29 protein-coding genes and 1 pseudogene are annotated in these 25551 nt (G+C 43.8%); 13 read left to right on the top strand and 17 right to left on the bottom strand.

Translation table 11 applies throughout. The annotated features are described in order from the left end of the window. Positions 1 to 1440 (top strand): cysteate racemase, encoded by a 1440-nt coding sequence (gene cuyB / locus ACODST_RS04860; RefSeq protein ID WP_488930983.1) that lies wholly within the window; start codon positions 1 to 3, stop codon positions 1438 to 1440. Positions 1441 to 1600: 160 nt separating this feature from the next. On the opposite strand, the gene ACODST_RS04855 is transcribed toward cuyB, so the two are convergent. Together ACODST_RS04855 and ACODST_RS04850 are read right to left on the bottom strand one after the other, a co-directional pair. Further along, positions 1601 to 2476, bottom strand: a complete 876-nt coding sequence (locus ACODST_RS04855; RefSeq protein ID WP_488930982.1) for an SDR family oxidoreductase — start codon at positions 2474 to 2476, stop codon at positions 1601 to 1603. 5 nt (positions 2477 to 2481) lie between these two features. Continuing rightward, complete coding sequence (locus ACODST_RS04850; RefSeq protein WP_488930981.1) at positions 2482 to 2847, bottom strand: DoxX family protein; 366 nt, start codon at positions 2845 to 2847, stop codon at positions 2482 to 2484. Between the two features lie 86 nt (positions 2848 to 2933). Here ACODST_RS04850 and ACODST_RS04845 point away from each other — a divergent pair, with 86 nt between their 5' ends. Beyond that, on the top strand, positions 2934 to 3317 hold the full coding sequence (locus ACODST_RS04845) for a winged helix-turn-helix transcriptional regulator (protein WP_488930980.1): 384 nt from the start codon (positions 2934 to 2936) through the stop codon (positions 3315 to 3317). A gap of 14 nt (positions 3318 to 3331) precedes the next feature. Here the strand turns inward: ACODST_RS04845 and ACODST_RS04840 are convergent, their stop codons facing one another. Together ACODST_RS04840 and ACODST_RS04835 are read right to left on the bottom strand one after the other, a co-directional pair. Continuing rightward, positions 3332 to 3742 carry a hypothetical protein gene (locus ACODST_RS04840; RefSeq protein WP_488931086.1) on the bottom strand — a complete coding sequence of 137 codons (411 nt, stop codon included), beginning with the start codon at positions 3740 to 3742 and terminating at the stop codon, positions 3332 to 3334. A gap of 42 nt (positions 3743 to 3784) precedes the next feature. Continuing rightward, a pseudogene (locus tag ACODST_RS04835) lies at positions 3785 to 3949 on the bottom strand (helix-turn-helix domain-containing protein); the annotation flags it as partial. Positions 3950 to 4535: 586 nt separating this feature from the next. Here ACODST_RS04835 and ACODST_RS04830 point away from each other — a divergent pair. The 11 genes from ACODST_RS04830 to ACODST_RS04780 all read left to right on the top strand — a co-directional run bounded on the left by ACODST_RS04830 (position 4536) and on the right by ACODST_RS04780 (position 13783). Continuing rightward, the gene (locus tag ACODST_RS04830; RefSeq protein ID WP_488930979.1) at positions 4536 to 4913 is read left to right on the top strand and encodes a single-stranded DNA-binding protein; all 378 of its coding nucleotides are present in this window, start codon (positions 4536 to 4538) and stop codon (positions 4911 to 4913) included. A gap of 43 nt (positions 4914 to 4956) precedes the next feature. Continuing rightward, positions 4957 to 6030 (top strand): DUF932 domain-containing protein, encoded by a 1074-nt coding sequence (locus tag ACODST_RS04825; RefSeq protein WP_488930978.1) that lies wholly within the window; start codon positions 4957 to 4959, stop codon positions 6028 to 6030. 52 nt (positions 6031 to 6082) lie between these two features. Continuing rightward, positions 6083 to 6280: a DNA-binding protein gene (locus tag ACODST_RS04820; protein WP_488930977.1), complete on the top strand. Its 198-nt coding sequence runs from the start codon at positions 6083 to 6085 to the stop codon at positions 6278 to 6280. A 12-nt stretch (positions 6281 to 6292) separates the two neighbouring features. Further along, the gene (locus ACODST_RS04815; RefSeq protein ID WP_488930976.1) at positions 6293 to 6502 is read left to right on the top strand and encodes a hypothetical protein; all 210 of its coding nucleotides are present in this window, start codon (positions 6293 to 6295) and stop codon (positions 6500 to 6502) included. Then, positions 6430 to 7104, top strand: a complete 675-nt coding sequence (locus ACODST_RS04810) for a PRTRC system protein E (RefSeq protein WP_488930975.1) — start codon at positions 6430 to 6432, stop codon at positions 7102 to 7104. The genes ACODST_RS04815 and ACODST_RS04810 overlap by 73 nt, the downstream gene beginning before the upstream one ends. A 19-nt stretch (positions 7105 to 7123) precedes the next feature. Continuing rightward, complete coding sequence (locus ACODST_RS04805; RefSeq protein ID WP_488930974.1) at positions 7124 to 7342, top strand: PRTRC system protein C; 219 nt, start codon at positions 7124 to 7126, stop codon at positions 7340 to 7342. 112 nt (positions 7343 to 7454) lie between these two features. Beyond that, the gene (locus ACODST_RS04800) at positions 7455 to 8534 is read left to right on the top strand and encodes a hypothetical protein (protein ID WP_488930973.1); all 1080 of its coding nucleotides are present in this window, start codon (positions 7455 to 7457) and stop codon (positions 8532 to 8534) included. Continuing rightward, positions 8531 to 9253, top strand: coding sequence for a PRTRC system protein B (locus ACODST_RS04795; RefSeq protein WP_488930972.1), 723 nt, complete (start codon positions 8531 to 8533; stop codon positions 9251 to 9253). The genes ACODST_RS04800 and ACODST_RS04795 overlap by 4 nt, the downstream gene beginning before the upstream one ends. Beyond that, a complete protein-coding gene (locus ACODST_RS04790; protein WP_488930971.1) occupies positions 9253 to 10059 on the top strand; it encodes a PRTRC system ThiF family protein in 807 nt (268 codons plus the stop codon). Before ACODST_RS04795 ends, ACODST_RS04790 begins: the two co-directional genes overlap by 1 nt. A gap of 753 nt (positions 10060 to 10812) precedes the next feature. Then, positions 10813 to 12984, top strand: a complete 2172-nt coding sequence (locus tag ACODST_RS04785; protein WP_488930970.1) for a TonB-dependent receptor — start codon at positions 10813 to 10815, stop codon at positions 12982 to 12984. Between the two features lie 4 nt (positions 12985 to 12988). Next, entirely contained in the window at positions 12989 to 13783 is a 795-nt protein-coding gene (locus tag ACODST_RS04780; RefSeq protein ID WP_488930969.1) for a cation efflux transmembrane domain-containing protein, read from the top strand. A 127-nt stretch (positions 13784 to 13910) separates the two neighbouring features. Here the strand turns inward: ACODST_RS04780 and ACODST_RS04775 are convergent, their stop codons facing one another. From ACODST_RS04775 to ACODST_RS04715, 13 genes are all read right to left on the bottom strand, one after another. Continuing rightward, on the bottom strand, positions 13911 to 14951 hold the full coding sequence (locus tag ACODST_RS04775) for an IS110 family RNA-guided transposase (protein ID WP_488930968.1): 1041 nt from the start codon (positions 14949 to 14951) through the stop codon (positions 13911 to 13913). Between the two features lie 385 nt (positions 14952 to 15336). Beyond that, positions 15337 to 15894: a sigma factor-like helix-turn-helix DNA-binding protein gene (locus ACODST_RS04770; RefSeq protein ID WP_488930967.1), complete on the bottom strand. Its 558-nt coding sequence runs from the start codon at positions 15892 to 15894 to the stop codon at positions 15337 to 15339. A gap of 499 nt (positions 15895 to 16393) precedes the next feature. Next, positions 16394 to 16825 (bottom strand): DUF3872 domain-containing protein, encoded by a 432-nt coding sequence (locus ACODST_RS04765; protein ID WP_488930966.1) that lies wholly within the window; start codon positions 16823 to 16825, stop codon positions 16394 to 16396. An 11-nt stretch (positions 16826 to 16836) separates the two neighbouring features. Further along, a complete protein-coding gene (locus ACODST_RS04760; RefSeq protein WP_488930965.1) occupies positions 16837 to 17397 on the bottom strand; it encodes a conjugal transfer protein TraO in 561 nt (186 codons plus the stop codon). 21 nt (positions 17398 to 17418) lie between these two features. Further along, positions 17419 to 18312 carry a conjugative transposon protein TraN gene (gene traN, locus ACODST_RS04755; protein ID WP_488930964.1) on the bottom strand — a complete coding sequence of 298 codons (894 nt, stop codon included), beginning with the start codon at positions 18310 to 18312 and terminating at the stop codon, positions 17419 to 17421. A 22-nt stretch (positions 18313 to 18334) separates the two neighbouring features. Then, positions 18335 to 19657 carry a conjugative transposon protein TraM gene (traM, locus tag ACODST_RS04750; RefSeq protein WP_488930963.1) on the bottom strand — a complete coding sequence of 441 codons (1323 nt, stop codon included), beginning with the start codon at positions 19655 to 19657 and terminating at the stop codon, positions 18335 to 18337. Further along, entirely contained in the window at positions 19644 to 19928 is a 285-nt protein-coding gene (locus ACODST_RS04745) for a nitrogen regulatory IIA protein (protein WP_488930962.1), read from the bottom strand. Before ACODST_RS04745 ends, traM begins: the two co-directional genes overlap by 14 nt. A 20-nt stretch (positions 19929 to 19948) precedes the next feature. Further along, entirely contained in the window at positions 19949 to 20386 is a 438-nt protein-coding gene (locus ACODST_RS04740; protein ID WP_488930961.1) for a hypothetical protein, read from the bottom strand. A gap of 13 nt (positions 20387 to 20399) precedes the next feature. Beyond that, the gene (gene traK, locus ACODST_RS04735; protein ID WP_488930960.1) at positions 20400 to 21023 is read right to left on the bottom strand and encodes a conjugative transposon protein TraK; all 624 of its coding nucleotides are present in this window, start codon (positions 21021 to 21023) and stop codon (positions 20400 to 20402) included. 12 nt (positions 21024 to 21035) lie between these two features. Beyond that, positions 21036 to 22040, bottom strand: coding sequence for a conjugative transposon protein TraJ (gene traJ, locus ACODST_RS04730; RefSeq protein WP_488930959.1), 1005 nt, complete (start codon positions 22038 to 22040; stop codon positions 21036 to 21038). A gap of 3 nt (positions 22041 to 22043) precedes the next feature. After that, positions 22044 to 22676, bottom strand: coding sequence for a DUF4141 domain-containing protein (locus ACODST_RS04725; protein WP_488930958.1), 633 nt, complete (start codon positions 22674 to 22676; stop codon positions 22044 to 22046). 24 nt (positions 22677 to 22700) lie between these two features. Beyond that, positions 22701 to 25211, bottom strand: a complete 2511-nt coding sequence (locus ACODST_RS04720; RefSeq protein ID WP_488930957.1) for a TraG family conjugative transposon ATPase — start codon at positions 25209 to 25211, stop codon at positions 22701 to 22703. After that, positions 25208 to 25540, bottom strand: a complete 333-nt coding sequence (locus tag ACODST_RS04715) for a DUF4133 domain-containing protein (RefSeq protein WP_488930956.1) — start codon at positions 25538 to 25540, stop codon at positions 25208 to 25210. Before ACODST_RS04715 ends, ACODST_RS04720 begins: the two co-directional genes overlap by 4 nt. Positions 25541 to 25551 lie beyond the last annotated feature (11 nt).

Raw genomic sequence — 25551 nt, 5'->3', positions numbered from 1 at the left:
ATGGAAAAAATTGCTGTTATCGGAGGTTTGGGTACGCTCTCCGGAGGGGACTTGTTTTTTAAGCTCCTCAAAAATCAGCGCGTCTTAAAAAACCAGCTGGAATACCACCTCATATTTGAACAGCAGCCATACAGCCAGATAAATCTTCCCCTGTATCATGAGCAGGACATCAAGTCAAGGAAGTTTTATACCTACGCAGTCTGTAAAAATTTTGAAGAGAAAGGCGTGACAAAAGTGCTTTTGCCATGTTTTGCCAGCCACTCGTTCCTGGAAGAACTCCAAAAGGAAATTACTGTGCCCATCGTAAATATTTTTGATGCGCTGACCCGGCACCTTGAGGCCACGATTCAAAAAGGTTCAAGAATAGGGATACTGGCCTCTGATTACGTAAAGCGCAGTCCGCTTCTCTCAAGTAATTTTAGCGGCTATGAGATAGTATTTCCCACAAGGCAGGATCACCTCATGGAAGCAATTTATGGAGACAGCGGTATCAAGAATGGTAATTTTGAAGGACTGCCGCTGGAATATGCGGTTCAGGCCTGTAATGAACTAATGGATATGGGCTGCAGTGTTGTAGTGCCCTGCATCACCGAAATATCGCTGATCGCAGACCAGCTGCGCCAAAGGGGTATTTCCCTGGTGGACGTAAATCAGGTATATGCCGACTACGCCGTTGAAAACGGGATCGGCTCGCCCGAGAAAAAGTTCAAGCTTGGTATCCTTGGCGGCGTTGGCCCATCAGCAACAGTAGATTTTATGAACAAGGTCATACAGAACACTCCTGCATCTAAAGACCAGGACCACATCAAAATGGTCGTTGAGCAAAACCCGCAGATACCCGACAGGACAGCCAATCTTATCCGGCAGGAAACTGACCCCACTGTGGCAATGTTCTCGACATGCAGACGCCTTGAAGCAGAGGGAGCCCATGCAATCGCTATCCCCTGCAATACTGCCCACGCTTTTGTGAAAAGCATTCAGGAGCATCTCAGTATTCCCATTATTAATATGCTGGAAACTACGGCACTGCATATTGCCTCGAAATTTGGCGCTGGGACAAGGGTTGGATTACTGGCTACCAGCGGTACCATAGAAAGTAAAGTATATCACGAGGTATTGACAGCATCCCGTCTGGCAGTACTCACTCCCGACAGGGAACATCAGGATCTGGTTATGGAAAGTATCTACGGAGAACAGGGCATCAAAGCTGGTTTCAAAGACGGCCTGTGTAAAGAGTATATCTTAAAAGCTGTAAAATATCTAATGGACAGCGGAGCGCAGGTTATTGTGCTGGGATGTACAGAACTGCCGCTGCTTTTTCCGGATGAAAATGAAATTATTGTACATGATTATAGAGTCCCATTAGCAGATCCAACAGTCATACTGGCAAGGAAAGTAGTTGCATTGGCACAGGAATTTACTCAGCATACAGGTAATTAAAACTGAAACAGTAATCCGCTGGGAGATTTCAAAGGCAGATCAATATCATGGAAGAAGTAATTTTATCAAGGGCGGTACTATGCCCCGTCCATAAATGAGGTAAGTGCCGGCTGTCAGGAGAGCCGCTCTCATGCAGACCCTCCATAAACAGACAGGCATACTACAAAACGTAGGCGGTTTTCAAAAACTCACGTACGCTCTGCGGCTCGCTGCCCAAAATATCTTTTAGATCAGAAGATGGAAAATCAAATTCACCCTGTGCAATGGCCGCGCAAAATGTAACTATACCCTCTATGTCCTGGGCAGACACTCCAAAATTCTGGAGCTGGATAACAAAGTCCTTTTCAGATGGCGATACGTACTGTATTTCTTTTGAAGACAGCTCACTCAGTATCGCAGCAATCTCTGGAAACGAGACCGACTCTGTTCCGCCGAATTCATAAATTTTTCCCTCATGGCCTGCGCTCGTAAGTACGATAGCCGCCGCCTTTGCCAAATCCGAACGGCTTGCAAAAGATGTTTTTCCGCTGCCGGCAGGAAGGAATATCATACCGGTATTAATTACATCGGGACCCATGAACATCGGCAGTATATCACTATAAAGACCATGCTTCAATAGCGTAAAGGGCAGACCTGAATCTTTAATCATGTCGTCTGTCTTCCAGTGTGCATCCGCCACGTAGGCTATGGCTGATGTACCGTCTTCAAATTTTCGCTGGGCGCTGGTATAAATAATATGTTTCACACCTGCTTCCATTGCAGCATTGACAACATTCTGGTGCTGAGGCAGGCGGCTGGCAATGTCGCTCGACGAAACAAAATAAAGCTTTTCGATGCCCCTGAAAGCGGACACCAGAGAATCATAGTCATTATAATCCCCCTGTCTGACAGTAACGCCTTTAGATTTGTGCGTTTTCGCTTTTTCAGGATCGCGGGCAAGGGCAACAATATCTTCCGCCGGAATTCTATCCAGCAGTTCATTGACAACTGATGCCCCCAGGTGCCCCGTGGCTCCGGTTACAAGAATTTTTCCCATAATTTTTATTTAATTTCAGTATTATTTCCCGGCAGGAAGATAGAAGCGTCGCGCACTGCAGCGGTGATCCAAAGCAGTACTAAAGGTACCAGCGAATTCAGCGCCAGGCCGTAAGATACTTCGACAGCCAGAGCGCCTGCAAAATACGATGCTACTAGTAAAAAACCAATTTTAAGCGTTTTGGGGAACGCAAAAAGGGCAGCAAAAACGATTTCCGCCAGCCCGAGCATAGTCGCATACTGCGCGACGCCGACTGCCTCTAAACCCTTGACAGATTCCGGATTTCCCATTAATTTCATAACGCCGCTCAGCGCTACCATTCCGACCGCAAGTACAGTAAGTACAATACCTGTAATTTTCTTTATTTTCATGTTTGTAATTGTTTAAAAATCAAAAATAATCTAATTTTACTATCGAATTTTTACCTCTAACCTAAAGGTTAGTAACTTATTGATCCATGGAAATAATAGAAAACGAAGGCCGTCCCAAAATTACAACTGAGGCAGCAGGCCACTGTAAGGCGAGCATTAAAGATGTCAGCGATGCTTTGTACGTAATAGGTGGAAAATGGAAGCTGAGCATAATTGTTGCCCTTGCCGATGGTGACAAACGCTTCACCGAACTGCAGCGCCAGATAGAAGGCATCTCTGCCCGTGTCCTTTCAAACGAGCTCAAGGATATGGAGCTTACCGGATTTATATATAAAAAGGTTACAGTGGATCCTATGCTTATAGAATACGGACTTGCACCGTACAGTAGAAGCCTTGAGCAGGTAGTCAGGGCGCTGGGTGAATGGGGAAGCCAGCACCGCGCGAAATTAAAATCCGATAGCCGCCAGTAAAAAGCGGAAATAAATTACTGCAGCATCTTATCTATCCACATTGGTACCAGCTCTCTGCGTTCCTGCAGGAGCTTATCGTAATCTCCCTCTCCAATTCCCCGGCTTCCGCCAAATAACGGTTCTGCAATAAAAGGAAATACGACCAGTCCCACTATGTTCAATACATAATGAATAGGGTTGGTACCGCCGGACTCCCTCATGCTGGCTGCCTGCTCAAGCTGGTGCCAGAATACTGAATTCTTTACCATATCGTACATTGGCTGCCTTGCAATAAGTTCAGAAGCACTGCTTCTCATTTCCGTAAGGATAAAAATTGGAAGTTCAGGATCTTCTGCCATCATGTCCAGATAATGCAGGACCAGCTGCTCGACCTTAAAGGCAAATCCGGTGCTCTCATCATTCAGTATGTCTTCCAGGCCCTTCATAAGAACTGAGAGAGATTCGAGTATAACAACTTCAAAAAGCAGTGCCTTACTCCTAAAGTAATAATGGAGCATCGCCGGACTTACATCTGCTTCCCTTGCAACTTCAACAGTTCGTGCGGCGGCGTAGCCTTTCCTGTAAAAAATGGTGCGGGCCGCCGCTTTAATCCTGCCTTCCGCCGTGTGGTCTGTATCCCGGATTTTTTTCATTTTTTTCAATTCTCTTCCTTATTTTTTTCAGCACCGCCAGATAATGGATCAGGGCGTGCATTCACTTTATAGCCCGCAGCCTGCGTGCAAGATGCAGTAAACGTTTTCAAAATTAAATTAATAATGCCTGCAGATAATGGCGCCTTACCTAAAGGTTAGCAGCTATTTGGAATAGCGGCGGCACAGACTGCCAGCCATACAGTGCCTTTTCCAATAACATCCGCCTATTGCTTCCCTGTCTTTTCTGTATCAAAAAACCAGTATGCTTTTGTCTCATTTCACAAGCAAAGGTAACTCCGTGTTCTTAACGCACCAGCAAGGCCCAGCCTTACAGGTTTGCTAAAAAATCTCCACCCATGCGGGTCGTATTTTTTAGCAAAGCCTTGCTGCTACTAAACACTAACCTTTTTATGCTTATGAAACGAAACATAGCATACTCCGGCTCTTTAGACGAATAAAAAAAAATGTCAGCAATGAGAAATAAAATATTGAAAACGGCAGAGATGAAACAAAACAGCGCCTCCTCTCATTGCCGAATAAATTTTTTAAAAATAAAAAGAAAGTAATCATTTAAAAACCACGAATCATGAACATTACAGGAAGAGTGACAAAAGATGCGGAGGTACGCACTTTGTCAGACAACAGACAGGTAGTAAACTTTTCAGTAGCCATCAACGACAGCTACAGAAACAAGGCAGGTCAACGCATAGAACAGACCACCTATTTTGAGTGCGCCTACTGGCTCAGCGCCAAGGTAGCAAAGATACTCACAAAGGGTACGGTCGTAGAACTGACAGGCAGGGCAAGCGCAAGGGCGTGGAAAGGCTCAGACGGGGAAGCCCACGCAGGGCTGAACTTCAACACCTCGCAGATCAAACTGCACGGGGGCGGTAAAAAAGCCGAAGCGGTAAAGGTTCCTGCAGGAAACAATACTGACGATACAAAGGACGACCTCCCATTTTAGAAACGGAAAGCTCAATAAATTAAACAATTTAAAATTTTAAATCATGGCACATAATATCAGCTTCAACAGTGAAACAGGACGTTATTCATTCTTTAGCGTAAAGGAAAAAGCGTGGCACGGACTAGGGCAGGTTGTAACGGAGTACCCGACAAGCGAGCAGGCTATCAAATTTGCAGGCTTAGACTACCAAGTGGTTAAAAGTCCGCTGTTTACCAAAGGTTCGGGTATTGTTCAAACGGCAGACAGTATCGAGATAGGCAGTAACGAATTGGAAGTCCCTAACTATTTTGCCAACATACGCACCGATAACAATGCAGTACTCGGCGTGGTAGGGAAAGACTATCATATCGTGCAGAACCGTGAAGCCTTCAGTTTCTTTGATGCCATCGTAGGCGGTGGCGATGGAATACTCTATGAAACCGCAGGGGCGCTGGGCAACGGGGAACGCATATTTATTACAGCCAAACTGCCCGATTATATCCGAGTTGGAAATGGCGATGATGTAACCGAAAAATACATTTTCCTTACCACTTCGCATGACGGTAGCGGAAGCATCACAGCCGCTTTTACCCCTATCCGTATCGTATGCCAAAACACTCTTAACGCCTCCCTGCGAAATATGACAAACGTAGTGCGCATCAAACACACATCGGGAGCAAAACAGCGTATTGAGAACGCCCACAAGATTATGGGCTTGGCAAGCACCCTGAGCAGTCAGTTGGAAGGGATATTCAATGAGTGGGCAAAAGTAAAGGTAACGGACAAAGAGGTAAGAAAGCTTATCCAATTGGCACTCTGCCCCAACAAGGAAACGTATGACCTGCTTAAAAAAGGTGCGGAAGATGAAATCTCGACCGTGTTCAAAAATACCGTTGAGGATGCCTTCGCATACGCTATGGCTAGTGACACACAGCAGATGGACACCACAAAAGGCACATTGTTCGGAGCGTATAACGCTGTCACAGGCTACTATCAGAATGTACGCAGTTACAAAGATGGGCAGGCCAAGTTGCAGAGCATCGTTTTGGGCGGTACTGCACAGCTCAAATCACAGAAAGCATTTGAGTTGTGTACAGGCTTCGCCTTAGATGGTGCAGAAATCCTAAACCTTAACTAGATAACCAAAGGCTGCCGCCCTAATCGGTGGTAGCCTGTTATAAACAACCGTTATGGAAGCCAAATCAATAGACCAAGCTGAAAGTATGGCTCAATTGCAGAGCCTTGAAACGAAATACAAAGACCAGGCTGTCTATATCATTTACTGCAATAGAATCGAATGTTTCTATATAGATACCAACAGCCTTTTAAGGAATTGGGAACAGCTTATAGGATGGTATGACAATGGAATTTATACCCCTAAAAACTGAAGTGCTAAAGCAATGAAGATAACAGATTTGAACGGCTGTCCCATTGAGGTGACAAACCTGAAAGAAGCCATCAGGATGGCAGGACAGTACAAGGAATACCGCCACGAGGATAAGAGTTTCTCCGAGTTCGATAAAAGGCAGAAAGCCTATTGGACAGATATGTACGGGAAACTCAGAGCCATAAAAAACAATCAGACGACAATCAAAATTTTAGAATTATGAATGCAAATTTTTTCCATCAGATAGCGCAGTTGCAGATTACAGGCGACTTGCAGATTACCATAGCAAAAGGAGCAGAAAACAGCCTAGTCGTATCGGTTATGCTCCAAAACGAACAGTGCGGGGACAACGCAAAGAACATCATACCGCCACTTAATCTCAGGGGAACAGCCGAGGAACTCGACAACGGTTTTTTCGAGAAGATAACCACACCCATGCAGACCGCTTCAGGCTTGATGGTCGACATGGAAAGCTTTATGAAGCAGTTGGAAGAAACCAAAAAGCACTCGGCAATGGAGAAAGAGAAAGCCGACAGGCAGAAGAAAGAACAGGAAGCCAAAGACAAGAAGTATAAAGAAGCAATGGCAAAGGCGGATGAACTTGATAAAGAAGGAAAGCATCGTGAAGCATGGGTAAAAGTACCCGAAATAACAGAGTTCCCTGAAAAGGCTGACGAGATACGCAGACGCAGAAGAGAACTTTCCGACAAGTTTTCTGCGCCAAGCCTTTTTGGAGCTGTCGAGGAAGAAAAACCCGAAACCGAAGAAGCAGAACAGGCAACTGCCGATTACCCGACAGAAAATGCACAGGAAAACCAAATGTAATAACCTAAAATCCATCATCATGTTATTAGCAACTCAATTGGAAAGAGTGTTCCTGCTCAAAGACAAAGGACACGATATTATATTGACCGATCCCGAACCACGTTGGAGCGTGGAAGCAGTACTAAATTTTTATGCCAGCACGTATCCCATTTTGACAACCGCTAAAATATCCGCACCCGTCATTAAGGATGATGCAGTAGAATACCGATTTGAGAGCGTAATGGGAACTAAAGGTTAAACCAAATTTTAAAGCAATGGACTATGCACAAACATATCATATCGGGGACAATCACACCACCCGAACAAAAAAGACAAAGGCAGTTGCACAAACAGCTCGGCGAGTTCGCCCATTGGATGCAGAAACCCAAAGATGCGGGCGAGGTTCAAAAGGACAGGCGCAGGTCAGTACCTGTGGAAATGTTGCCAATGGTTTTCTAAAAACTTCGTTCCTGCCAAGACTGAAAGCAACAAAAACGGTACAGGCTTGTACAGAAACGGTAAAAACAGAAAGTGATTTTTATCAGTCCCTTTCCAAACTAGCCGAGCATTATAAGATAGAACCAATGCAGACCAGTCAGTTTCAGTACCCATACAATCTGGCGTTGGCGATATGGGATATGGAAGAAAAGTTAAAGCAGGGTGTTCCGAATTGGCAGGAATTACGTTTGGTGCAGGACAGCAGGAAAACCTACTTCATCAGTGAGGAAAAATACAGCACAGGCACAACCCTGTATTATATACCCATCGAACCGCTGTATCAGATGCTCCACGACCCCAAGCGCAAAAGAAACGCCCAACTGCTCGTTTCGGTCTGCTCGTACCTGTACCACATAGCAGACATTCCTTATTTCAGGCAGGAAAACAGTTACCTGTATTGGATGTATGAAATGCACAAGGAATGGGCGGAGCAGGACGATGAAACGGACGACAGCCAAGCATATAAGCTTGAGTTTGAAAAAGCGGAATTCATTGGAGACTGCATCGGGCAGAAGATTTTTAACCCAATGAGTTTACAGCTGTTTCAAAAGCGTTTAGACATTTTTAAAAAAAGTGATGCATTCGACCACGAGTGCTGGCTGACAGCTTACAATGCCTTTGCGCTCTATGCGCAATATCCCAATGCAGGTATTTTTCGAAATGCTCCGATGCCCGAAGAAGACCCCGACAATGATGACTGCGGTAATGAAACCATTGGTATGGAGAAGTACATTTCCTTTATATCGCACACAAAAGGAGGACTGTACGAGAACCTTGCCGAGAGCATCAACAGCGAATTCAACGAGTACGCAGAAATGCAGGAACCGACCATCAGCAGACGTTTTGACAAAAAAGAGCAGACAGAAAACAGTCTTGATTTTGAGAACAGGCTGTTTGCCCTTTTGGACGATATATGCAGTCTGCTTTATAACTATAAAACCACAAGAAAATGAAAAATACAACCGACATCACAGAAAGCTTCCCTGCGCTGTACCATCCTAAATCCGCACTCGTTTTCTATGAAACCAAAGGAATGGACGGCGATGTTTATGTGGAGCATTTAGATATGGACAAGAACGGCACTCCTGTCAATGCCCACCCGCTCACAGAACGTGAAGCAAAAGTATTGGCAAAGGCGTTGGTAATAGAAAAAGATAAGGATAAAGCCTTTTTAAAATCCAGCGGGATACTGCCGACAAACATACTGCATATCAATCCGAGCAGAGAAAAGGGTGTGGTACTATGGTACACCAAAACACAGCAGAGGCAGATGTATTTTGTGGACAGTCTGGGCATAAAGAGCGGAAAGGCGCAGGTGCCTGCAATGCTTTGGATGGCGGGCAGAAGCAGTCTTACCGTTTTTGCTTTAACTGCTGACAGAAGACCGACAGAAAAAACACCCCTGTATTACGCTCCTTTTTTCAATATCTACGAAAAGGGCAATGTCTGCATGGGAACTGTCAATATTGAGATAAAAAATTCGGCTTCGGTGGAGGAATTTACCCGAGCGTGGGAAGACTACTTTTTTAATTCCTATTTCAGCCACTCCTTATGCGAAAACCTGACAGGGAAAAACATTGTAAGCCTATGGAAAGAACTTGTACAGACAGGAAACCCCTTTCCAAAAGAAGCATTGAAAAAGAACAACAAAACCCTTAAAAATCTATTGTGATGAATACCGAGAAAATAAAAATGCATTTTACCGACAACAGCCTCATAAATCCGACCAACCCCATTGCGGTAAACCTGATCGGTGCAGGGGGAACAGGCTCAAAAGTATTGACCGCCCTGATGGAAATCAGCCACAGCCTGATTGAACTTGGGCACGCAGGGCTGTCTGTCCGCCTTTGGGATGATGATGTTATCACGACTGCCAATCTGGGCAGACAGCGTTTTGCCGAGTCCGAGGTTGGATTATATAAATCTGTAGCCCTGATAAACCGAGCCAATCGTTTTATGGGAACTTATTGGAAGGCGGAAACGGTGAAATTTGAGAAAGATACTTTGGGCAGACTGCCCCAAAATGCACAGGCGGCTATCTATATTTCCTGCGTGGACAGTGTACAGGCTAGGTTTGGCGTTGCTGAAATACTTAAAGAACTATGCGCCCACAGAAATCATAGAGATGCACCTAAATATTGGCTGGACTTTGGCAACAGCCAGCATACAGGACAGGTAATATTAGCGACTGTCGGACAGGTTAAACAGCCTGACTCAGAAAAATATGAAACGGTGGCAGACCTGCCGTTTGTAACCGAAGAATTTGGGGAATTATTAAAACAGTCCGAGCAGATGGACGATACGCCGAGCTGTTCCTTATCCGAGGCTTTGGAAAAACAGGAACTGTTTATCAATTCAGCACTGGCACAGATGGGATGTTCGCTGTTGTGGAGCTTGTTCCGCTATGGGATGACCGAGTACAGGGGATTTTTCCTTAATCTGGGAAACTTCCAGTCACAGCCCCTAAAAGTCGGCTGACCCGAAAATCGGGCGGCAAAAAGACACCCCCTCCCCAAGGTCGGGGCAGTCTTTTTGCGGTAAAGCGGTGCAGCCACTTTGATAAAAATGCACCATGCGCCATTTTATCAAACAGGATGCGAAAATTTTGTAAGGGATAGGCAGTATCCCTTTTGTTACTTTAGCGGGCTTCTTTTCTTTCCCTGGACGCGGCCAAAGAAAAGATTCTGTGTTATAAACCAAATATATTTAGAAAAAAAATAGAAAATTATTACCGTCTCTTTTGTAATTCTCCATTTATATTATTTAAAAAATAACAGTAGATGTTCTAATTGTTTATTACTATGATAAATTGAGCATAAATTTATACATTTGCCAAATGAAATATTTATCATTCATATTGGCTTTTATGGTGTTGATTCTATCAACAGCACCATTGTGCTTAAGGGAAGATAGATGTATTAAACCTCGACAACAAACAACTCAAAACCACCAACAAGGAAAAGATGGTTGTGCGAAATGTTGTTCGCCTTTTATGAATTGTAATACCTGTATGGGGTTTGTAATGACCTTTTTTCATTTTTCAATTATACATCCTGTCGTACAAACTGAAAAAAAAATAGCAATAACTTTCATAAAACCTATTTCAGATTTCCCATATTCTGTTTGGCATCCCCCACAACTTACTTAATTTGTAGCTCTTACAGCATATAATTAGTAACGATACTTCGGTATTGTTATCTTTATTTATTCAAATTAAGTATCATCTATACAATGAAAAAAATACTCATTGTGTCATTTTTTATGGCACTAAACCTTTGTGCATATGCACAAAATACCTTAAATGTTGTTGTCAAAAGCATTGAAACAAATGAACCCTTAAATGGTGTAACAGCATCTATAAAGGGAACGTCGCTTGTTGCGACGTCTGACGAAAATGGACAAATTACATTAGCAAATATTCCTGACGGATTACAGGAAATAATTTTTAGTTATATAGGCTTCAATGAACATATTGACACCTTAAAATTTCCATTAAAGGACACAAATGTTATTGAAATTTTACTACAAGAAAGTTCAGAAGAATTGGATCAAGTAATAATATCGTCTACAAGAAGTACCAGGAGCATACAAAATATTCCTACCCGGATTGAATTTATAGGTAGTGAAGAATTGGCAGAAAAGGGTAATATGAAACCAGGAGATATTCGCATGCTTTTAGCAGAAAGCACAGGTATTCACGTCCAGACCACATCGCCAACAAGCGCCAACGCAAGTATCCGTATTCAGGGACTTGACGGTAGGTATACGCAAATCCTAAAAGACGGTTTTCCCATTTATTCTGGCGCATCAAGCGGATTGGGTCTTTTACAGATACCGCCACTTGATCTCAAACAAGTTGAGGTCATCAAAGGTTCGGCGTCCACTCTATATGGTGGCGGAGCGATCGCTGGATTGGTAAACCTGATCTCTAAAACACCTACTGAAGAAAGGGATTTACGTTTTCAAATCAACGGAACATCAGGCAGAGGCTTGGATATTAACGGTTTTTATGGGCAACGGTTCAATAAAATAGGAACTACCATATTCGCTTCGCACAATCGCAACGGAGCTTACGACCCTGCTAATATTGGCTTTTCTGCCATTCCAAAATTTGAACGCTACGTACTGAACCCTAAATTATTTGTTTATTTCAATGATAAAACAAAGATGAATTTTGGAATCAATACAACCATTGAAAACCGTTTGGGAGGCGATATGCTTTACATTAAAGGTAAGGGAGATAATATCCATCAATATTTTGAGAAAAACAAAACACAACGTTATTCCACACAATTTGTTTTAGACCATTTAATTAATGAAAACAGTTCTTATCAAATTAAAAACAGCGTAAGCTATTTCAATAGGAATATAACGATTCCTAACTATGAATTTGAAGGAACACAAACAGCCACTTTTACCGAAGCCAATTATACCAGTAGTACAGAAAAATCGGAATGGGTTGCAGGAATTAATATATGGACAGATAATTTTAAAGAAAAGCAGTTCACAGCTTTTCCGTTAAGAGATTACAACCAAAGGACATTTGGAGCTTTTATCCAAAATTCATGGAAAGCTGCAGATTATCTGAATTTAGAAGCAGGTTTCCGTACGGACTACGTTGTGGATTATGGTGCAGTGTTCTTACCGAGAGTTTCAGCTCTTTTCCAAATTGCCGAGGGTCTGACATCAAGGATTGGAGGCGGATTTGGCTACAAAACACCTACTATATTTACGGAAGATAGCGAAAGAATACAATATCAAAACGTATTGCCTATCGACGATAAAACCAATAAATTGGAAAAAAGCTATGGTGCAAATGCAGATATTAATTATCGTTTTCGTATCGGAGAGGAATGGTCATTCAGCATAAACCAATTGTTCTTTTATACATACTTAGATAATCCATTATTGCTTGAAAATCAATCTGTAAATCTGTATCAGTTCGTAAATTCACCGGGCTACATTCATACCAAAGGAACAGAAACCAATATTAAAATCGGTTATGATGACCTGAAATTATTTTTAGGTTACACTTATACAGATGCCCGACTAAACCAGAACGGAACAAATACTGAAAGTCCACTGACACCTAAACACCGCATTAATTCTGTGCTGATGTATGAGATAGAAGATAAGTGGAAAGTCGGGCTGGAAGCATACTATTTCAGTCCTCAAAAAATGAACAACGGAACAACTGGAAAAGATTATTGGACTTGTGGATTTATGGCTGAAAAGATCTGGGAGCGATTTTCTCTATATGCCAATTTTGAAAACTTCCTTGATACCCGACAAACTCGCTTTGATAGTATTTATACTGGGACAATAAGCAATCCCGTTTTTAAAGATATCTATGCACCATTGGACGGGTTTGTAGTTAACTTAGGGATAAAATTAAAACTCTAAGCGGATGAATAAAACCATATTCAATATAACTAAAATGGATTGCCCGAGTGAGGAGCAATTGATTCGTATGAAACTGCAAAATTTTGATACGGTACAATCATTGGAATTTGATATTCCTAATAGAAAACTGGACGTTTACCACAATGAAAACCCAGCGCCAATTTTATCTGCTTTGGAATCACTTAACCTGAATACAACATTGATTTCTACTGAAGAAAGCCAAGCTGTCTTTGGAGCAGATACAAGCAATAACCAACGGAAACTACTTTGGAAAGTACTGATTATAAACTTCCTCTTTTTCGGATTGGAAATGTTGTTTGGTGTTCTTTCTAATTCAATGGGATTGGTAGCGGATAGTCTGGATATGCTTGCCGATAGCATTGTGTATGCATTGGCATTATTTGCCGTTGGCGGCACGATAGCGAGAAAAACTAAAATCGCCAAATTTGCGGGTTATTTTCAAATTCTATTGGCCGTTATAGGGTTAATTGAAGTTATCAGACGTTTTACAGGAATGGAAAAAATGCCGGACTTTAAAACAATGATTATAGTTTCTATTTTGGCATTGATAGCAAATATACTGTGTCTTTACTTATTGCAAAAGAACAAAAGCACGGAAGCGCACATGCAAGCCTCTATGATTTTCACATCGAACGATATAATTATTAACTCAGGTGTTATCATTGCAGGTCTTTTAGTCAATTTGGTACACTCAAGTTATCCTGATCTTATTATTGGAGCGATTGTATTCCTTATTGTAGCAAAAGGGGCATATCGCATTCTAAAATTGGAAAAATAGCACTGAAGGTTACGAGAATTGTTATTGAAAAAGCATAATACTGCTGACGAATTTACTAATGTGAATTCATCTTGTTTGCATAGCTATTTTGGGGTAGCTAGATAGAATAGCTACCCTATTTTTTTTATTAAATGGTTATTGTTTCTAAAAGAATACTTTGATTGTGATAATTTGGGCTATAAGTCGTATTCGATTTCCATAGGATATACGTTAACTCCAGAAGCTTTCTTTGAATGGCGACAATTGCTTTCATTTTAATACCATGCCTTGAAACTAATCTTAAAAAAATATATCTGAAGCTCTCATCGGTTCTAATTGCTGCCAGTGCAGGGAAATGCATTACTTTCCTAAGATTACGATTACCCCGCTTAGATATTCGGGGTTTGGATTTCACAGAAGTTCCCGATGTTTTTTCTCTTACATCCAATCCGGCATAACTGACCAGTTGCCTTTTATTCTTTATTAATTCGAACCCGTTAGTTTCAGCGATGATAGTTACAGCAGTCAGAGTTCCTATCCCTGGTATAGAAGATATTATTTTCATCTTTTCTGCTAAAGATTCATTTCCTTTGATATGCGTAGCAATTTCCTCCCTTATTTCCTTTTCCTGTGTATCAATGAGGGCAGTTCTTTTCTTGGTTCGTTTTATTGATTTTTCGCTCGATATTGCAGAAGTATGTTCAGCGTGCAATTGATTTTTTAACATTGTACGCTCCTGTACTAGCTGCTCACGTTCCCGACAAAGCTGTCTTAAATCATTAAATATTTTTAAGGGAGGTTGCCATACTTCTAATTTCCTTTCCAATCCAAATCTTGCAATGGCTTGTGAAGCACTTTTGTCAGTAATTGTTTTTATGTCTAGTGTTCTTGCATAATTACTGATCTTGTTTGGTAAAACGATACTGACTTGTTTTTGATTACTACAAAGATAATAAGCTAAAGATTCGTGATAAACTCCGGTAGCTTCCATTACGTACCGTACCTCTGTACTGGTTAATGTTTGCTTATTTACCCATGATACAAGACTTGAAAATCCTTTCCTTGTATTAGGAAATACTTTATAGGCATAAACTTCTATGCTGATCTGTTCATCCATTCGACCAAGCGATACAACCAATTCATTTTGTGCGACATCAATTCCTACTGTCTGCTTTAATAATACCTTCATCTTATATGGTTTAGGTAAGTGATGACCTTTCTTCATCTTTTCTCCTGACTGGATATACTGGCTATTCGACCCATATTTATAGTGTAGGTGAATTCCTTACATTCTGTTCAGATTCTAAAAGGTAAAAGAAGAGGAGGCAGTCTCTTTTCTTGAATATACTATTAAGCTATTTAAAGCAAAATCTGCTCTCACTCTTCCTCACTTATATTATAATATACAAACATAGGAGGTAAAAGAAGAAGAGGAAGTTTCTTTGCTTGAATATACTATTAAGCTGTTTAAAGCAAAATCTGCTCTCACTTTTCCTCACTTAGATTATATTATACAAACATAGGAGAAGCAAAAGAACGCCGCAATTTCGGACAGCTTTTTATAATTGCCACCACTATTTAAGCGGGACTGTTTTCCAGGCACCAAAGCCCTTAAAAAGATGTTCGATGTGCTCAAACTCAATAAAAGCGATCAGCTCATCTTTGCACTTTCCTTTAAATCCCCTGAAACGCTGAAAATCATTCAGCGGGATTGCTGCAAGTTCGCCTATGGTAGTGATGCCCAAATATTCGATTATGGTAAACATTCTTCTGCTGAAAGGGAAATGGGTATCATACAGCAGTTTATTCAGGTCAGTTTCAGCTTTTGTCCTTCTTTTTTTAATCCGTCCTGTTTCGTATTCGAAATCCTCTTTCAACTGCCCTAATTTCTGTTTATAGGAGTCTATATCGGCAAGCATCCCGGTAACACACTTCACTTTTTCAAATGTCCTCTCGTATAATCTGCGGACACTCTCGCCGGTTACCCCGTAATTGTCGCCGACTTCCTTAAGTGTCATTTTTTCTATCAGCAGTTTCTGGAGTATGTCATATTCCTTTTCCGAAAGTACCTTTCTGGACATCTCGATATAAAATCTATTGGTGCGGTCAATCAGTTTATTAGCTGCCATCATTCGTAAGATTGGAGTTTAGTGCCGTCACGCTATACAGTGCCGCACAAATGTATTTGTAAAGAATGCTCCTGGATTAGGGAAGATTGCGGTTTTCTGCTCAATAAGCTTAAAGTGGTTTTGCTTATCGTCCCGCCTGCTGAAGCAGCAATAAACGCCGTTTTGTAAAAAAAAATATGGCGCAGACCACTGCACTTATCGGAACTGAGGCACTGGTATACCCGACCACGAATAAGCGAGCGCCCACGCCAATGGCATGAGCGTTCTTACTTATTTGTCTCGCGGTCGTTAAAAATTACCAGTTTTCAGTTACCGAGCCCTAAGCAAAAACACTATAATGAGTTTTTTATATTTTGTCCAAAGATAGCAACGTTTATCAAGTTATCAAATGTTTCTCTAACGGAATCCTTTAACGAATGCCAATAAAACAGCCCGAAGATGTTCTCCGGGCTGTGCTTATAACCAGAAAGGCTGCTGATTTTACTAATGGGATGCGGTCCTGCTAATCGCTGCTGTTAAATTCAAAACTCAGCTGTTTTTCATTTCCAAAATTATCCGAAATCCATACTTCAAAAGACTGGGAAACCGCAGAACCTGAAGTGTAATAGAGCCTGAACTGCTCTGCTGGGATCGGATACAGATCATTTGGCTGGTAGGGCGGTTCGCTGTAATAACGCAGTGCGCCCTGCCCCTCAAATTGAAAGTAGCGGATGAAATAGTGCGTGCCTGTATAATGACCTGACGGCTGTATTGTAAACCTTATCTCAACGGTATCCCCATTGGCAATGGCTGCAGGTACAGGCATCACCTTTACCTCAAATGGAAAATCATCCTGTATTTCCAGTTCTCCCTTATCGCACCCTGCCAGTGTAACGGCGATTGTGAGCAATACCGGCAGTAATCCCCTGCTGAACTTGTTAAAAAATGCTGTCATACTTTTTCGTTTTAAAAATTAAACCTTAAACCCAAACCTGCCGATGGGCGGAACTCTTTCAGGTCGGTACCCCACAAGACTTTTGCACGTCCCTGAAGCACTAATACAAGATGATCGGACAGGTAGGTTTCAAACGACAGCCGTCCGCCTGCGCCGTAAACGAAATTGTCCTCACTTGTTATTTCCGCCCCGTCAGATAAAAGCTCTTCGCCCCGGTTGATGCTCTCATAGCCGGCTGCAGCTGTCAGGGCTGCATTAAGGGTCATGTTCTTACGGGCATCGCCCAGCAGGAAGAAACTATAGCCGCCTTCTGCGGTAAAGGTCTCGTGCGGAATGCGGAGGTTTTTGTACTGGAAGTATTGGTGTGAATACTCCAGCGCCCAAAGCTGGTAATTCCCGTTTTTGCCATTGACGGTCATAGCCGCATTGATGTAATAGTCACTGCCGATTTTATCATCGGATAGTACCCCTGCGTTTATTTCAAATCCTTTTTGTTTAGGCAGCATTCGCTGTGCCTGTGCCATTGTGATGCTCATCAGAATGAGCGTTACTGTATAGATATGCTTTTTCATTTTCTATTGCTTAATGGATTACTAAAACTTCAGGTGCATCTCGCTGATCAATCGGGCTTTTGCCAGATCCGAATTTTCCACATGAAGCGTCTGATGCCTGCCGCCGTTTTTCTCGAATATCTCAATGAGCAGCACTTTATCATCTGCAATGGTAAACTGGTCCAAAAGGAATACATTCTGTCCGGTTTCTTTAGCGCCGATAACACCAAGGGGCTTGTAACTTCGCAGCGGTATCATAGGTCTTTCCTGTATCACGGTGCGTCTGGCTATTTTCTTATCGGCTGCCTTGAAATTTATAAAATCAATCTGGAAAGGGACATTGGTGCGGTTTTCCAGTTCGGTATGGAAATAGTATTTGCCGTTATGGATGTAAATTCCCTTGAGGATGAACTGGACACCGAAGCTTTTTGCCCCAATATGTCTGACAAATCGTTTGTCCTTTTTATAGATTGTTTCCAGTATCAAACCTGCCAGGGACGGCGGGTTGTTCCCAAGCTCTTCAAACAGCACGCCCCCTGAAGCGGAGCTGTCCGCTGCCTTTTGCATTTCCAGAATATTGTAACTCAATGCAGATGGGCAGGCACTGTAGTAGGCGTTGAAGCTGTAAAAACGGCCGTCATCGGTAATTACCGAAAAATTAGTTTCAGGCCCAAAGTCCTTTACCGATGCTTTTACGCGAAGCACATTTTCTGCGTCTTCTGCTTTTCCTGCAATTAGGTACTCACTTCCCAGATCCACGTAACGTATTGCGCTGGGGAAAATCAGATGGGAAGTCTTATCGTAGGTAACCTGCATTTCGTACGATTCAATCCTGCCCGGTGCAAGCGATATTTTTTCAGTTTCCTGCGCAAGAGAGGCGTCGGCAGAGCCGATCATAAGGGCAGCTGCCCAAAATGTTTTTAAATAATTTTTCATTGTTGATTTATTTAGTTAACTATTATTTTTTAGAGACCAGAAAGAGCTGATAGCCGGCTTTCAGTGTAACTTTTGGTGCTTTTACTTTTTTGGAGAAATAGCCTGAAATGCCCTGCACAACGCCTCGGCTCAAATCTGCCGCAACCTGCTGTCCTGCCGATCGGGTCAGCATTAGGCTCGTCCCTGAAGTCTGGCTCATATTGCCGGCCATCTCCGTAAGGGCATTCATTTCTGCAGAATACGGGACGTTGAGTCCCTGCTGCCCGTCAAGGTCATAAATGGTTATGTCTACCGGTATAATATTGCCATCGATTTCTATGGAAGTAACTTTCATCTGCAGGCGGCCGCCCTGGAATTTGGCGATTGCCGTTAAGAGCGTTGCCTGCGGGATGGTGCGGCTGGGGGTTTGGGCAGGTTCCAATAAGCGCAGGCGCACCCCGCTTTCACCAATAATGGTCTGTGTTTCCTGTATGCAGGCTTTCACGCTGTTTCTGGGCTGTGCAGTCTGCTGTACAGATCCCGGAGTATAAAAAGTCCTATTTTTCTCTGCGCTCCAATCCGCAGAAAAAGCACTGTCTGAAGGTTCCCTGTACAAAGCAGAAACGGCACTTTTTCGCGCAGGTGAGAATGCCGCAAAATATTCTTTCTGCGTGCCGGCGGAAGCTGTACTGCCTTTGCCGGGTGACGCCTCACCTGTATTAGTGCCTGCCGGAAGATATTTGGCCGCCATCTGATAGGACTTTTCCATGAGTGCCAGCTGGTCATCTACTGTGACGCTTTTGGGTACATCTTTATCAGCCAGCTTTTCTTTCAGATCATCAAGCTGTCTGCGGAGCTCGCGGGTTTCATTACTGTCATCCTTATAAAAGGATCCAAGCGCACTTTGGGAATTGCGGTAACTGTTTAAGGCGGGATTTGCCGGCCTTCCCGGATTGCGGCCATACGCCGTGCTTTGATCTTGCTGGTCGGTGATTGTATCCTTGTTGTCCCCAGGCGAACTGTCCTCATTCCAGTAGTTGGAGAGCGTGGTCAGGGCATTTCGCTTTTCCTGGTCTTTCTGTTCCAGCATTTCCTGCTCATATGCCTTCTGTTTGTCTGCCTGCATTCCGGCTTCGCTGGCCTGAGGGACGTCATCGTTCAGTCCTGTGTTTTCGATTGCCTCCTTATCTGAAGACGGTTTGAATATCAGGTACATGCAACCTAGAAAAACGATTCCCATAAGGATGAAGATTGCGGGTTTTTTAAGCCTTTCGCTGCCGCTCTTTTTATCATCAGGCAGGCTGGATGTCCTTTCTTGGCCAGCTTCCTCCACCAGAACGCTGACCCTTTTTTCATTTTCTTTCATAAATATTTTCTTTTGCTATTGTTGATAATGTGTCCAATGGGATGGCAGGACTTGCTTTTTTTCTGGCAGGGCTGTCAATATGATCGATCACCATGCTGTTATCAGATTGCGCCGTGTCGTAACACACTTTTAAAATAACCGTTGCAGTAAGCAGCAGATATGCTGAAAAAAGGTATAGCGTATATCTTCGCTGTTTGTCCAGGGACAACGCCCGCCAGCTTTTATCCTGCTTGTCAAACCACTTGTCAATGTTGATTCTTATTGTTTTCATGCTTTAAAGATTATGGGTTATCACATTCTGAACCCCCTTTTTCGGGGAGCAGCCTCTTCTTTAGGTTTTTCTGATACCAGGGCAATGGCCTCCCTTACTGCCGGAATCGAATTTGCCGTAAGGTTTGTAAGTTTGGATTCCTTCAACAGCTGCCCGTAGCGGTCTATTCTTCTTATATACATTTCCGACTGCCCTAAATCGAATTTCCCGTTCTCGTACCTTGCCCACATATTGCACTCAACCTTGGGTTTGTCTTCGCCGTTCCATTCCAGATAGGTGGATAAATGCAGATAATCTGCTAATAATGGAGCATCAGTGCCATTCTGCCAAACCTGTAAAAATGCACCAATGCTGTCCTTTAGTTTTCCTGCACAACAGCTCTCTGTGTGGAAATAACCGTCATATCCCTTATCTGTCAGGGCTTCTGCAAATGCATCCAAATCAAGTAAAAGTTCCATATCACTAAATTTTTCAGCGTTCGATGACCTCTAAGTCCTGATTCTCTACCACGGAGAACTTTTCGATATTGAAACCCTGCGGGTTGTTGTCCGAACGGACTGAATTCACCAGGAAACAGGAGGTAAGAAGGCTGCGCTTGGTCACATTGCTTGAACGGATGATAAACTGTCTGGCATAGGTGCGTACGGCATACGGATAATGCTCAAAATTGCAGGCCACACTGTCTATTTCCAGCCGCTGCTGCACATTGCCGCTGATGATGCGGTTGTAATAGCCCTTCTCTGCCAGGTCTTTGTAATAATCAAAGGCACTTTTATCGGCAAGATTGAACGCGCGTTTCATATTGCTTTCGATGGCATCCTTATCTGGAGCAAGGGTGAAAAACAGTTCATGGAATCGTCTTACGTGTTCCCTCGCTTCCACAGGACGGTTGATGGACGCGTCCTGCGCGAGTGCCAGCATGAGCGACTTGCCATTGTCCAGCACATATATTTTCTGCCTCTGCTGCTCGGCAAAACTGTAGGACCGCCAGACGGCATATCCTGCAGTGCCTGCGCACAGCACGGCAAACACAATGGCATACAGGCGTATCTGCCTGAAACTGTTTTCGATATTTCTTAGCGTTTTGAATTCCATTTTCCTGAAGTATTAGTCGTTTTGTTTATGCATCAGCCTGCCGCCGATATTTCCTGCTGCCGAGCCGGCTCCGGCTCCGGTTAGATTTCCTGCTTTCATTGCCGTCTGGTTTACATTGCGGGTAAAGTTCCCGGCCCCGCCGGCCTGAATAATCCATCCTGTTACCGTGGGAATAGTGAAGTAGCCCACGATGCCTATAATCATGAAGATGATGTACACGGTATTTGAAGTGTCGGGAATGAATGTCGGGTCAGACAGCATTTCGATGTCACGCTCCAGTATCAGCGACTGTATCCTGGCCAGCATGGAGCTGAAGAGGTCTGCCACCGGAAGCCAGAGGTAGACGCTTATGTATCTTGTAAACCACTGGGTAAGCGTTGACTGAAAGCCGTCCCACACGGATATAGCAAAGGCAATGGGCCCGAGTATGGATAGGACGATAAGAAAAAATGTCCTGATGGTATCGATTACCAGTGCCGCCGCCTGAAACAGTACTTCCAAAAGATTGCGGAACCATTCCTTCATGGCCTTCTCAATCTTATATTCCTGACGGTCCATGTACATTCCTGCCATTGTCCCGATGTCCGAGGGCGACCAGCCGAGTTCATCGAGCTTCTTGTCGAACTCCTCGTCAGATACCATATAGGCGGTTTCCGGATTTCGCACCATTGCTTCGTATTCGAGCTGGTCTTTCTGCTGCTGCAGTTTGTTGAGGTCCAAAACCTGGCCTTCGAGTATGGCATGCGTCCCTGTGACTACCGGGCTCAGTACCGCATTTACGGTTCCAAGCACGATCGTGGGAAAAAACATGATGCACAATCCCAGGGCAAAAGGACGCAGCAGCGGAAACATATCGATAGGTTCAGCGCGGCTTAAAGCCTGCCAGACCTTCAATGCCACATAAAAGAGTGCGCCCAGTCCGGCCAGTCCTTTAGCTACCGCAGCCATATCACCGGCAAGCGGCATCATGTCGTCGTAGAGCGAACGCAGGACTTCGTGAAGATTATTCCATTCCATCGCTTACCAGTATTTTTGGTTGGAAGTACCATAGAGTTCAAGAACACGCTTGGCATCATTTTTCTTTTTTGCCCTGAGATAGCTTACTGAAATATTCTTGCTGGTATAGTAGCGTACAAGACTGTGAAACTCCTTGACTTCTTTATAAACCCTGTCGATAACGTCCATTCGCTCTTTGTCATTAAGGGAGAGGTTTGTTGCAGTTACGATCTGCTTGAGTTCCTTCAGAAGTTCGGTACTCTCGTTGAGCAGGGCAGAATACCCGTTGCCGATAGCAGAGAGTTCCTGCGGCGAGAAATTGGGATCGTTCACCATCTTGCCGAAATTGGTAACATACATTTCAGATACATCACCGACAAGAAGCACGGTCTGCTGCACTTTGCGGGCATCTTTTACAAGGTTGCTTACGGCTTTGAGCTTGTCGTAATACTCTTTTCCTTGATTATACACCTTTTCCACCTCTTTGAAGTTTTTGACAACATTGGACACTGTAGATGAAGTCTGCACAATTTCATTGGCACTGTTGAGGATGCCTGAAGCCAGGTTCGTAGGGTCTGTAACCACCCATTGGGCTTTCACCGATGGTGCCGCGGCAAACATAAATGCCGCATACACCCAGAACATTAGTTTTTTCATTTTTTCTTTAATTTAAATTGTTTATTATCTATTAATGATTTGATCACCGCGCCTCTGCATGGCAATACGCTTGATAGCGAGTTCCACATTGCCTCCCAGTTCTGATGCGAGCTGCATCACTTCCATTTTTTCTGTTTCTTCCGTTGTGTAGGCCAGATACTCCTCAAGGCTCACTTCTGTAGCATATACTGCGGAATCCGTGCCGCCCAGGCCGATCCATACTTCCTTGTAAAGGCGCGAAGCATCATTATTCATATTGATGGAAAGCACCTGTGCCTTCTCCTTGTCAGTCAGTCCCAGCATCGCCTGGATATCATCGAACTTGTTCATGTATTTGCGCTGGTCCAGCAGGATCTTACAGTCGGAGTTGTTGATGATGCTTTCCTTCACAATCGGCGACTGGATAATGTCGTCCACTTCCTGGGTAACGACTATGGCCTCACCAAAAAACTTTCTGACGGTCTTAAATAAATACTTGATGTATTCTGCCATCCCTTCCTTGGCAATGGCTTTCCATGCCTCCTCTATGAGGATGAGCTTGCGGATACCTTTGAGTCTTCTCATCTTGTTGATAAAGACTTCCATGATGATGATGGTCACAATTGGAAAGAGGATTTTATGATCCTTAATGGCATCAATCTCAAAAACAATGAACCGCTTGGAAAGCAGGTCCAGCTGCTTGTCGGAATTGAGAAGGTAATCGTACTCACCGCCTTTGTAGTAAGGCTCCAATACATTTAGGAAATTGGCAATATCAAAGTCTTTCTCCCTTACCTGTTTTTGCTGAAGGACCTCGCGGTAATCGCCCTGCACATATTCATAAAAGCCATTGAATGAAGGATATAGATCATCGTGCCTGATCTGTTCTATGTAGCCGCTTACCGCGTTGGACAATGCTACTTCTTCAGAACGGGTCGGCGGCTCGTCATCGCGTTTCCAAAGGGTGAGGATGAGGGTTTTGACGCTTTCCCTTTTTTCAATGTCGAATACACCATCGTCGGTATAGAAAGGATTAAAAGCAATAGGATTATCTTCGGTGTAAGTGAAGTAAACACCGTCTTCACCTTTGGTTTTGTCTTTAATAAGTTCACACAATCCCTGATAGGAATTACCGGTATCGACCAGAAGTACATGTGCCCCCTGCTCATAATACTGCCTTACCATATGGTTAGTGAAAAAAGACTTGCCGCTTCCGGACGGACCCAGAATAAATTTGTTGCGGTTCGTGATAATCCCGCGTTTCATCGGCAGATCAGAAATATCCAGATGGATGGGTCTGCCTGTGAGCCTGTCTGCCATCTTGATACCGAACGGCGACGGCGAGTTGTGGTAGTTTGTTTCTTCCGTGAAGAAGCACAAGGCCGGCTCAATGAACGTGTAAAAACTTTCCTCGCTTGGAAAGTCCCCTGCATTGCCCGGCATTCCCGCCCAGTAAAGCGTAGCTGCATCGGTGGTATTGTGCCGCGGCTTGCATTCCATTAACGCCAGTGCACTCCCGCTGTCGTTTTTCAGCTGTTTGAGTTCTCCCGGATCATCTGACCAGGCCATAATGCTGAAATGTGCCCTGATGGAATGCAGCCCGAAAGAATGTGCTTCGTTCAGGTATTTTTCAATCCACTCTTTGTTGATCTGGTTGGCACGGCTGTAACGGGCCAGCGAGTGCATATTTCTCGCGGATTTTTCAAACTTCTGAAGGCTCTCGTCGCTGTTGTCCAAAAACAGGTACTGGTTGTAAATATGGTTGCAGCCCAGCAGGAGCCCGACAGGAGCAGCAAATGAAAGCCTGCAGTCGCTCCGGTCTGTAGAAAGTTTTTCATAACGGGTATCTGCCGAAACTGTGCCGGGCAGATCGTCCGTATCGGACAAGGTATGAAGGCACAGCCTTTTGTTCCCGATACGGACCTCTTCAGCGCCCAGTACGATATCCTGCATCGGTGTTCCGGCTTCCCTTGAAAGCGTCAGGTACTGCTCCAGTAATCCCTGTTTTTCATCTGTACCAACAATTTCTTCCTCGCTCAGGCGGTTCAGCTTGATAAAGCCGCTGTCGTTAATGATACGCTCAAACTGTGCGACTGCTTCCATAAAACGATGGATCGCCTCCTTGTCCCTTATTTCCTTTGGTATCAGCGAACCTTTGCACAGCGAAGAGAAGTTGCTCTGCATCCGCATCCTTTCCTTGCTGGTCTTGGTCAGGAACAGATAGCAGTAATGGTTCAGGAACGGTCGCTCATTAAAGTGGCGCTGGTAGGATTTCGAGAGAAAACTCTGGTTGTCCTCTGCCAGATCAGGGGCGTAGTTTTCCTTGATGTACCAATCCTGCTTGTGGACTACCGTAAAATCCGGAAGGGTCTTCACAGCCTTGTGCCATGCGGAATGAATGGCTTCATATTCCGCAGATGCAACTGTAAAGAGTTCCGGCAGGCGCACTTCAAAGCAGGCCGTAATATCCGCATCTTTTGACAGTATGCAGTTGTTCTCTACTGCCAGCAGTGGAAATTTACTTTCCAGCGTTGCTGTCTTTGCTGTGTTTCTCATATGGCCTGACGTTTTGCAGTGATTCTTAGGCAGCGATGCACAGCCTTGCGGCAGATGATATAGCGGGGATGTCTTTTCTTTGCACCTGCTTTCATGAGTCCGTGCTCACCGTACTTTTTATTCAGGTAGAAAGTCTGCCATACGATAAGAGACGAACCGCCGGCTCCAAGAAACAGGCAGATGAAAGAATTGACCCCTGCCATGTATAATATCATGACGAGGATAAGGATAGCGAGCAGTCCGCCGGCAAAAATGAAGAGGTACTGCGCTTTCAGCCCCTTGAACTCCACGGTCGTCCCAATGCCCTTATTGATGTTATAAGTACTCATAAGACTTTGGG

The organism is Flavobacterium sp. FG19 (assembly GCF_057809475.1).
Note: the sequence above shows the minus strand (reverse complement) of the source record. Positions and strands in the feature narration are given on the sequence as shown.

Coding starts and splice junctions, on each gene's coding strand:
- cuyB (WP_488930983.1), top strand. CDS start 1: ATGGAAAAAATTGCTGTTATCGGAGGTTTGGGTACGCTCTCCGGAGGG.
- ACODST_RS04855 (WP_488930982.1), bottom strand. CDS start 2,476: ATGGGAAAAATTCTTGTAACCGGAGCCACGGGGCACCTGGGGGCATCA.
- ACODST_RS04850 (WP_488930981.1), bottom strand. CDS start 2,847: ATGAAAATAAAGAAAATTACAGGTATTGTACTTACTGTACTTGCGGTC.
- ACODST_RS04845 (WP_488930980.1), top strand. CDS start 2,934: ATGGAAATAATAGAAAACGAAGGCCGTCCCAAAATTACAACTGAGGCA.
- ACODST_RS04840 (WP_488931086.1), bottom strand. CDS start 3,742: ATGAAGGGCCTGGAAGACATACTGAATGATGAGAGCACCGGATTTGCC.
- ACODST_RS04830 (WP_488930979.1), top strand. CDS start 4,536: ATGAACATTACAGGAAGAGTGACAAAAGATGCGGAGGTACGCACTTTG.
- ACODST_RS04825 (WP_488930978.1), top strand. CDS start 4,957: ATGGCACATAATATCAGCTTCAACAGTGAAACAGGACGTTATTCATTC.
- ACODST_RS04820 (WP_488930977.1), top strand. CDS start 6,083: ATGGAAGCCAAATCAATAGACCAAGCTGAAAGTATGGCTCAATTGCAG.
- ACODST_RS04815 (WP_488930976.1), top strand. CDS start 6,293: ATGAAGATAACAGATTTGAACGGCTGTCCCATTGAGGTGACAAACCTG.
- ACODST_RS04805 (WP_488930974.1), top strand. CDS start 7,124: ATGTTATTAGCAACTCAATTGGAAAGAGTGTTCCTGCTCAAAGACAAA.
- ACODST_RS04795 (WP_488930972.1), top strand. CDS start 8,531: ATGAAAAATACAACCGACATCACAGAAAGCTTCCCTGCGCTGTACCAT.
- ACODST_RS04790 (WP_488930971.1), top strand. CDS start 9,253: ATGAATACCGAGAAAATAAAAATGCATTTTACCGACAACAGCCTCATA.
- ACODST_RS04785 (WP_488930970.1), top strand. CDS start 10,813: ATGAAAAAAATACTCATTGTGTCATTTTTTATGGCACTAAACCTTTGT.
- ACODST_RS04780 (WP_488930969.1), top strand. CDS start 12,989: ATGAATAAAACCATATTCAATATAACTAAAATGGATTGCCCGAGTGAG.
- ACODST_RS04775 (WP_488930968.1), bottom strand. CDS start 14,951: ATGAAGGTATTATTAAAGCAGACAGTAGGAATTGATGTCGCACAAAAT.
- ACODST_RS04770 (WP_488930967.1), bottom strand. CDS start 15,894: ATGATGGCAGCTAATAAACTGATTGACCGCACCAATAGATTTTATATC.
- ACODST_RS04765 (WP_488930966.1), bottom strand. CDS start 16,825: ATGACAGCATTTTTTAACAAGTTCAGCAGGGGATTACTGCCGGTATTG.
- ACODST_RS04760 (WP_488930965.1), bottom strand. CDS start 17,397: ATGAAAAAGCATATCTATACAGTAACGCTCATTCTGATGAGCATCACA.
- traN (WP_488930964.1), bottom strand. CDS start 18,312: ATGAAAAATTATTTAAAAACATTTTGGGCAGCTGCCCTTATGATCGGC.
- traM (WP_488930963.1), bottom strand. CDS start 19,657: ATGAAAGAAAATGAAAAAAGGGTCAGCGTTCTGGTGGAGGAAGCTGGC.
- ACODST_RS04745 (WP_488930962.1), bottom strand. CDS start 19,928: ATGAAAACAATAAGAATCAACATTGACAAGTGGTTTGACAAGCAGGAT.
- ACODST_RS04740 (WP_488930961.1), bottom strand. CDS start 20,386: ATGGAACTTTTACTTGATTTGGATGCATTTGCAGAAGCCCTGACAGAT.
- traK (WP_488930960.1), bottom strand. CDS start 21,023: ATGGAATTCAAAACGCTAAGAAATATCGAAAACAGTTTCAGGCAGATA.
- traJ (WP_488930959.1), bottom strand. CDS start 22,040: ATGGAATGGAATAATCTTCACGAAGTCCTGCGTTCGCTCTACGACGAC.
- ACODST_RS04725 (WP_488930958.1), bottom strand. CDS start 22,676: ATGAAAAAACTAATGTTCTGGGTGTATGCGGCATTTATGTTTGCCGCG.
- ACODST_RS04720 (WP_488930957.1), bottom strand. CDS start 25,211: ATGAGAAACACAGCAAAGACAGCAACGCTGGAAAGTAAATTTCCACTG.
- ACODST_RS04715 (WP_488930956.1), bottom strand. CDS start 25,540: ATGAGTACTTATAACATCAATAAGGGCATTGGGACGACCGTGGAGTTC.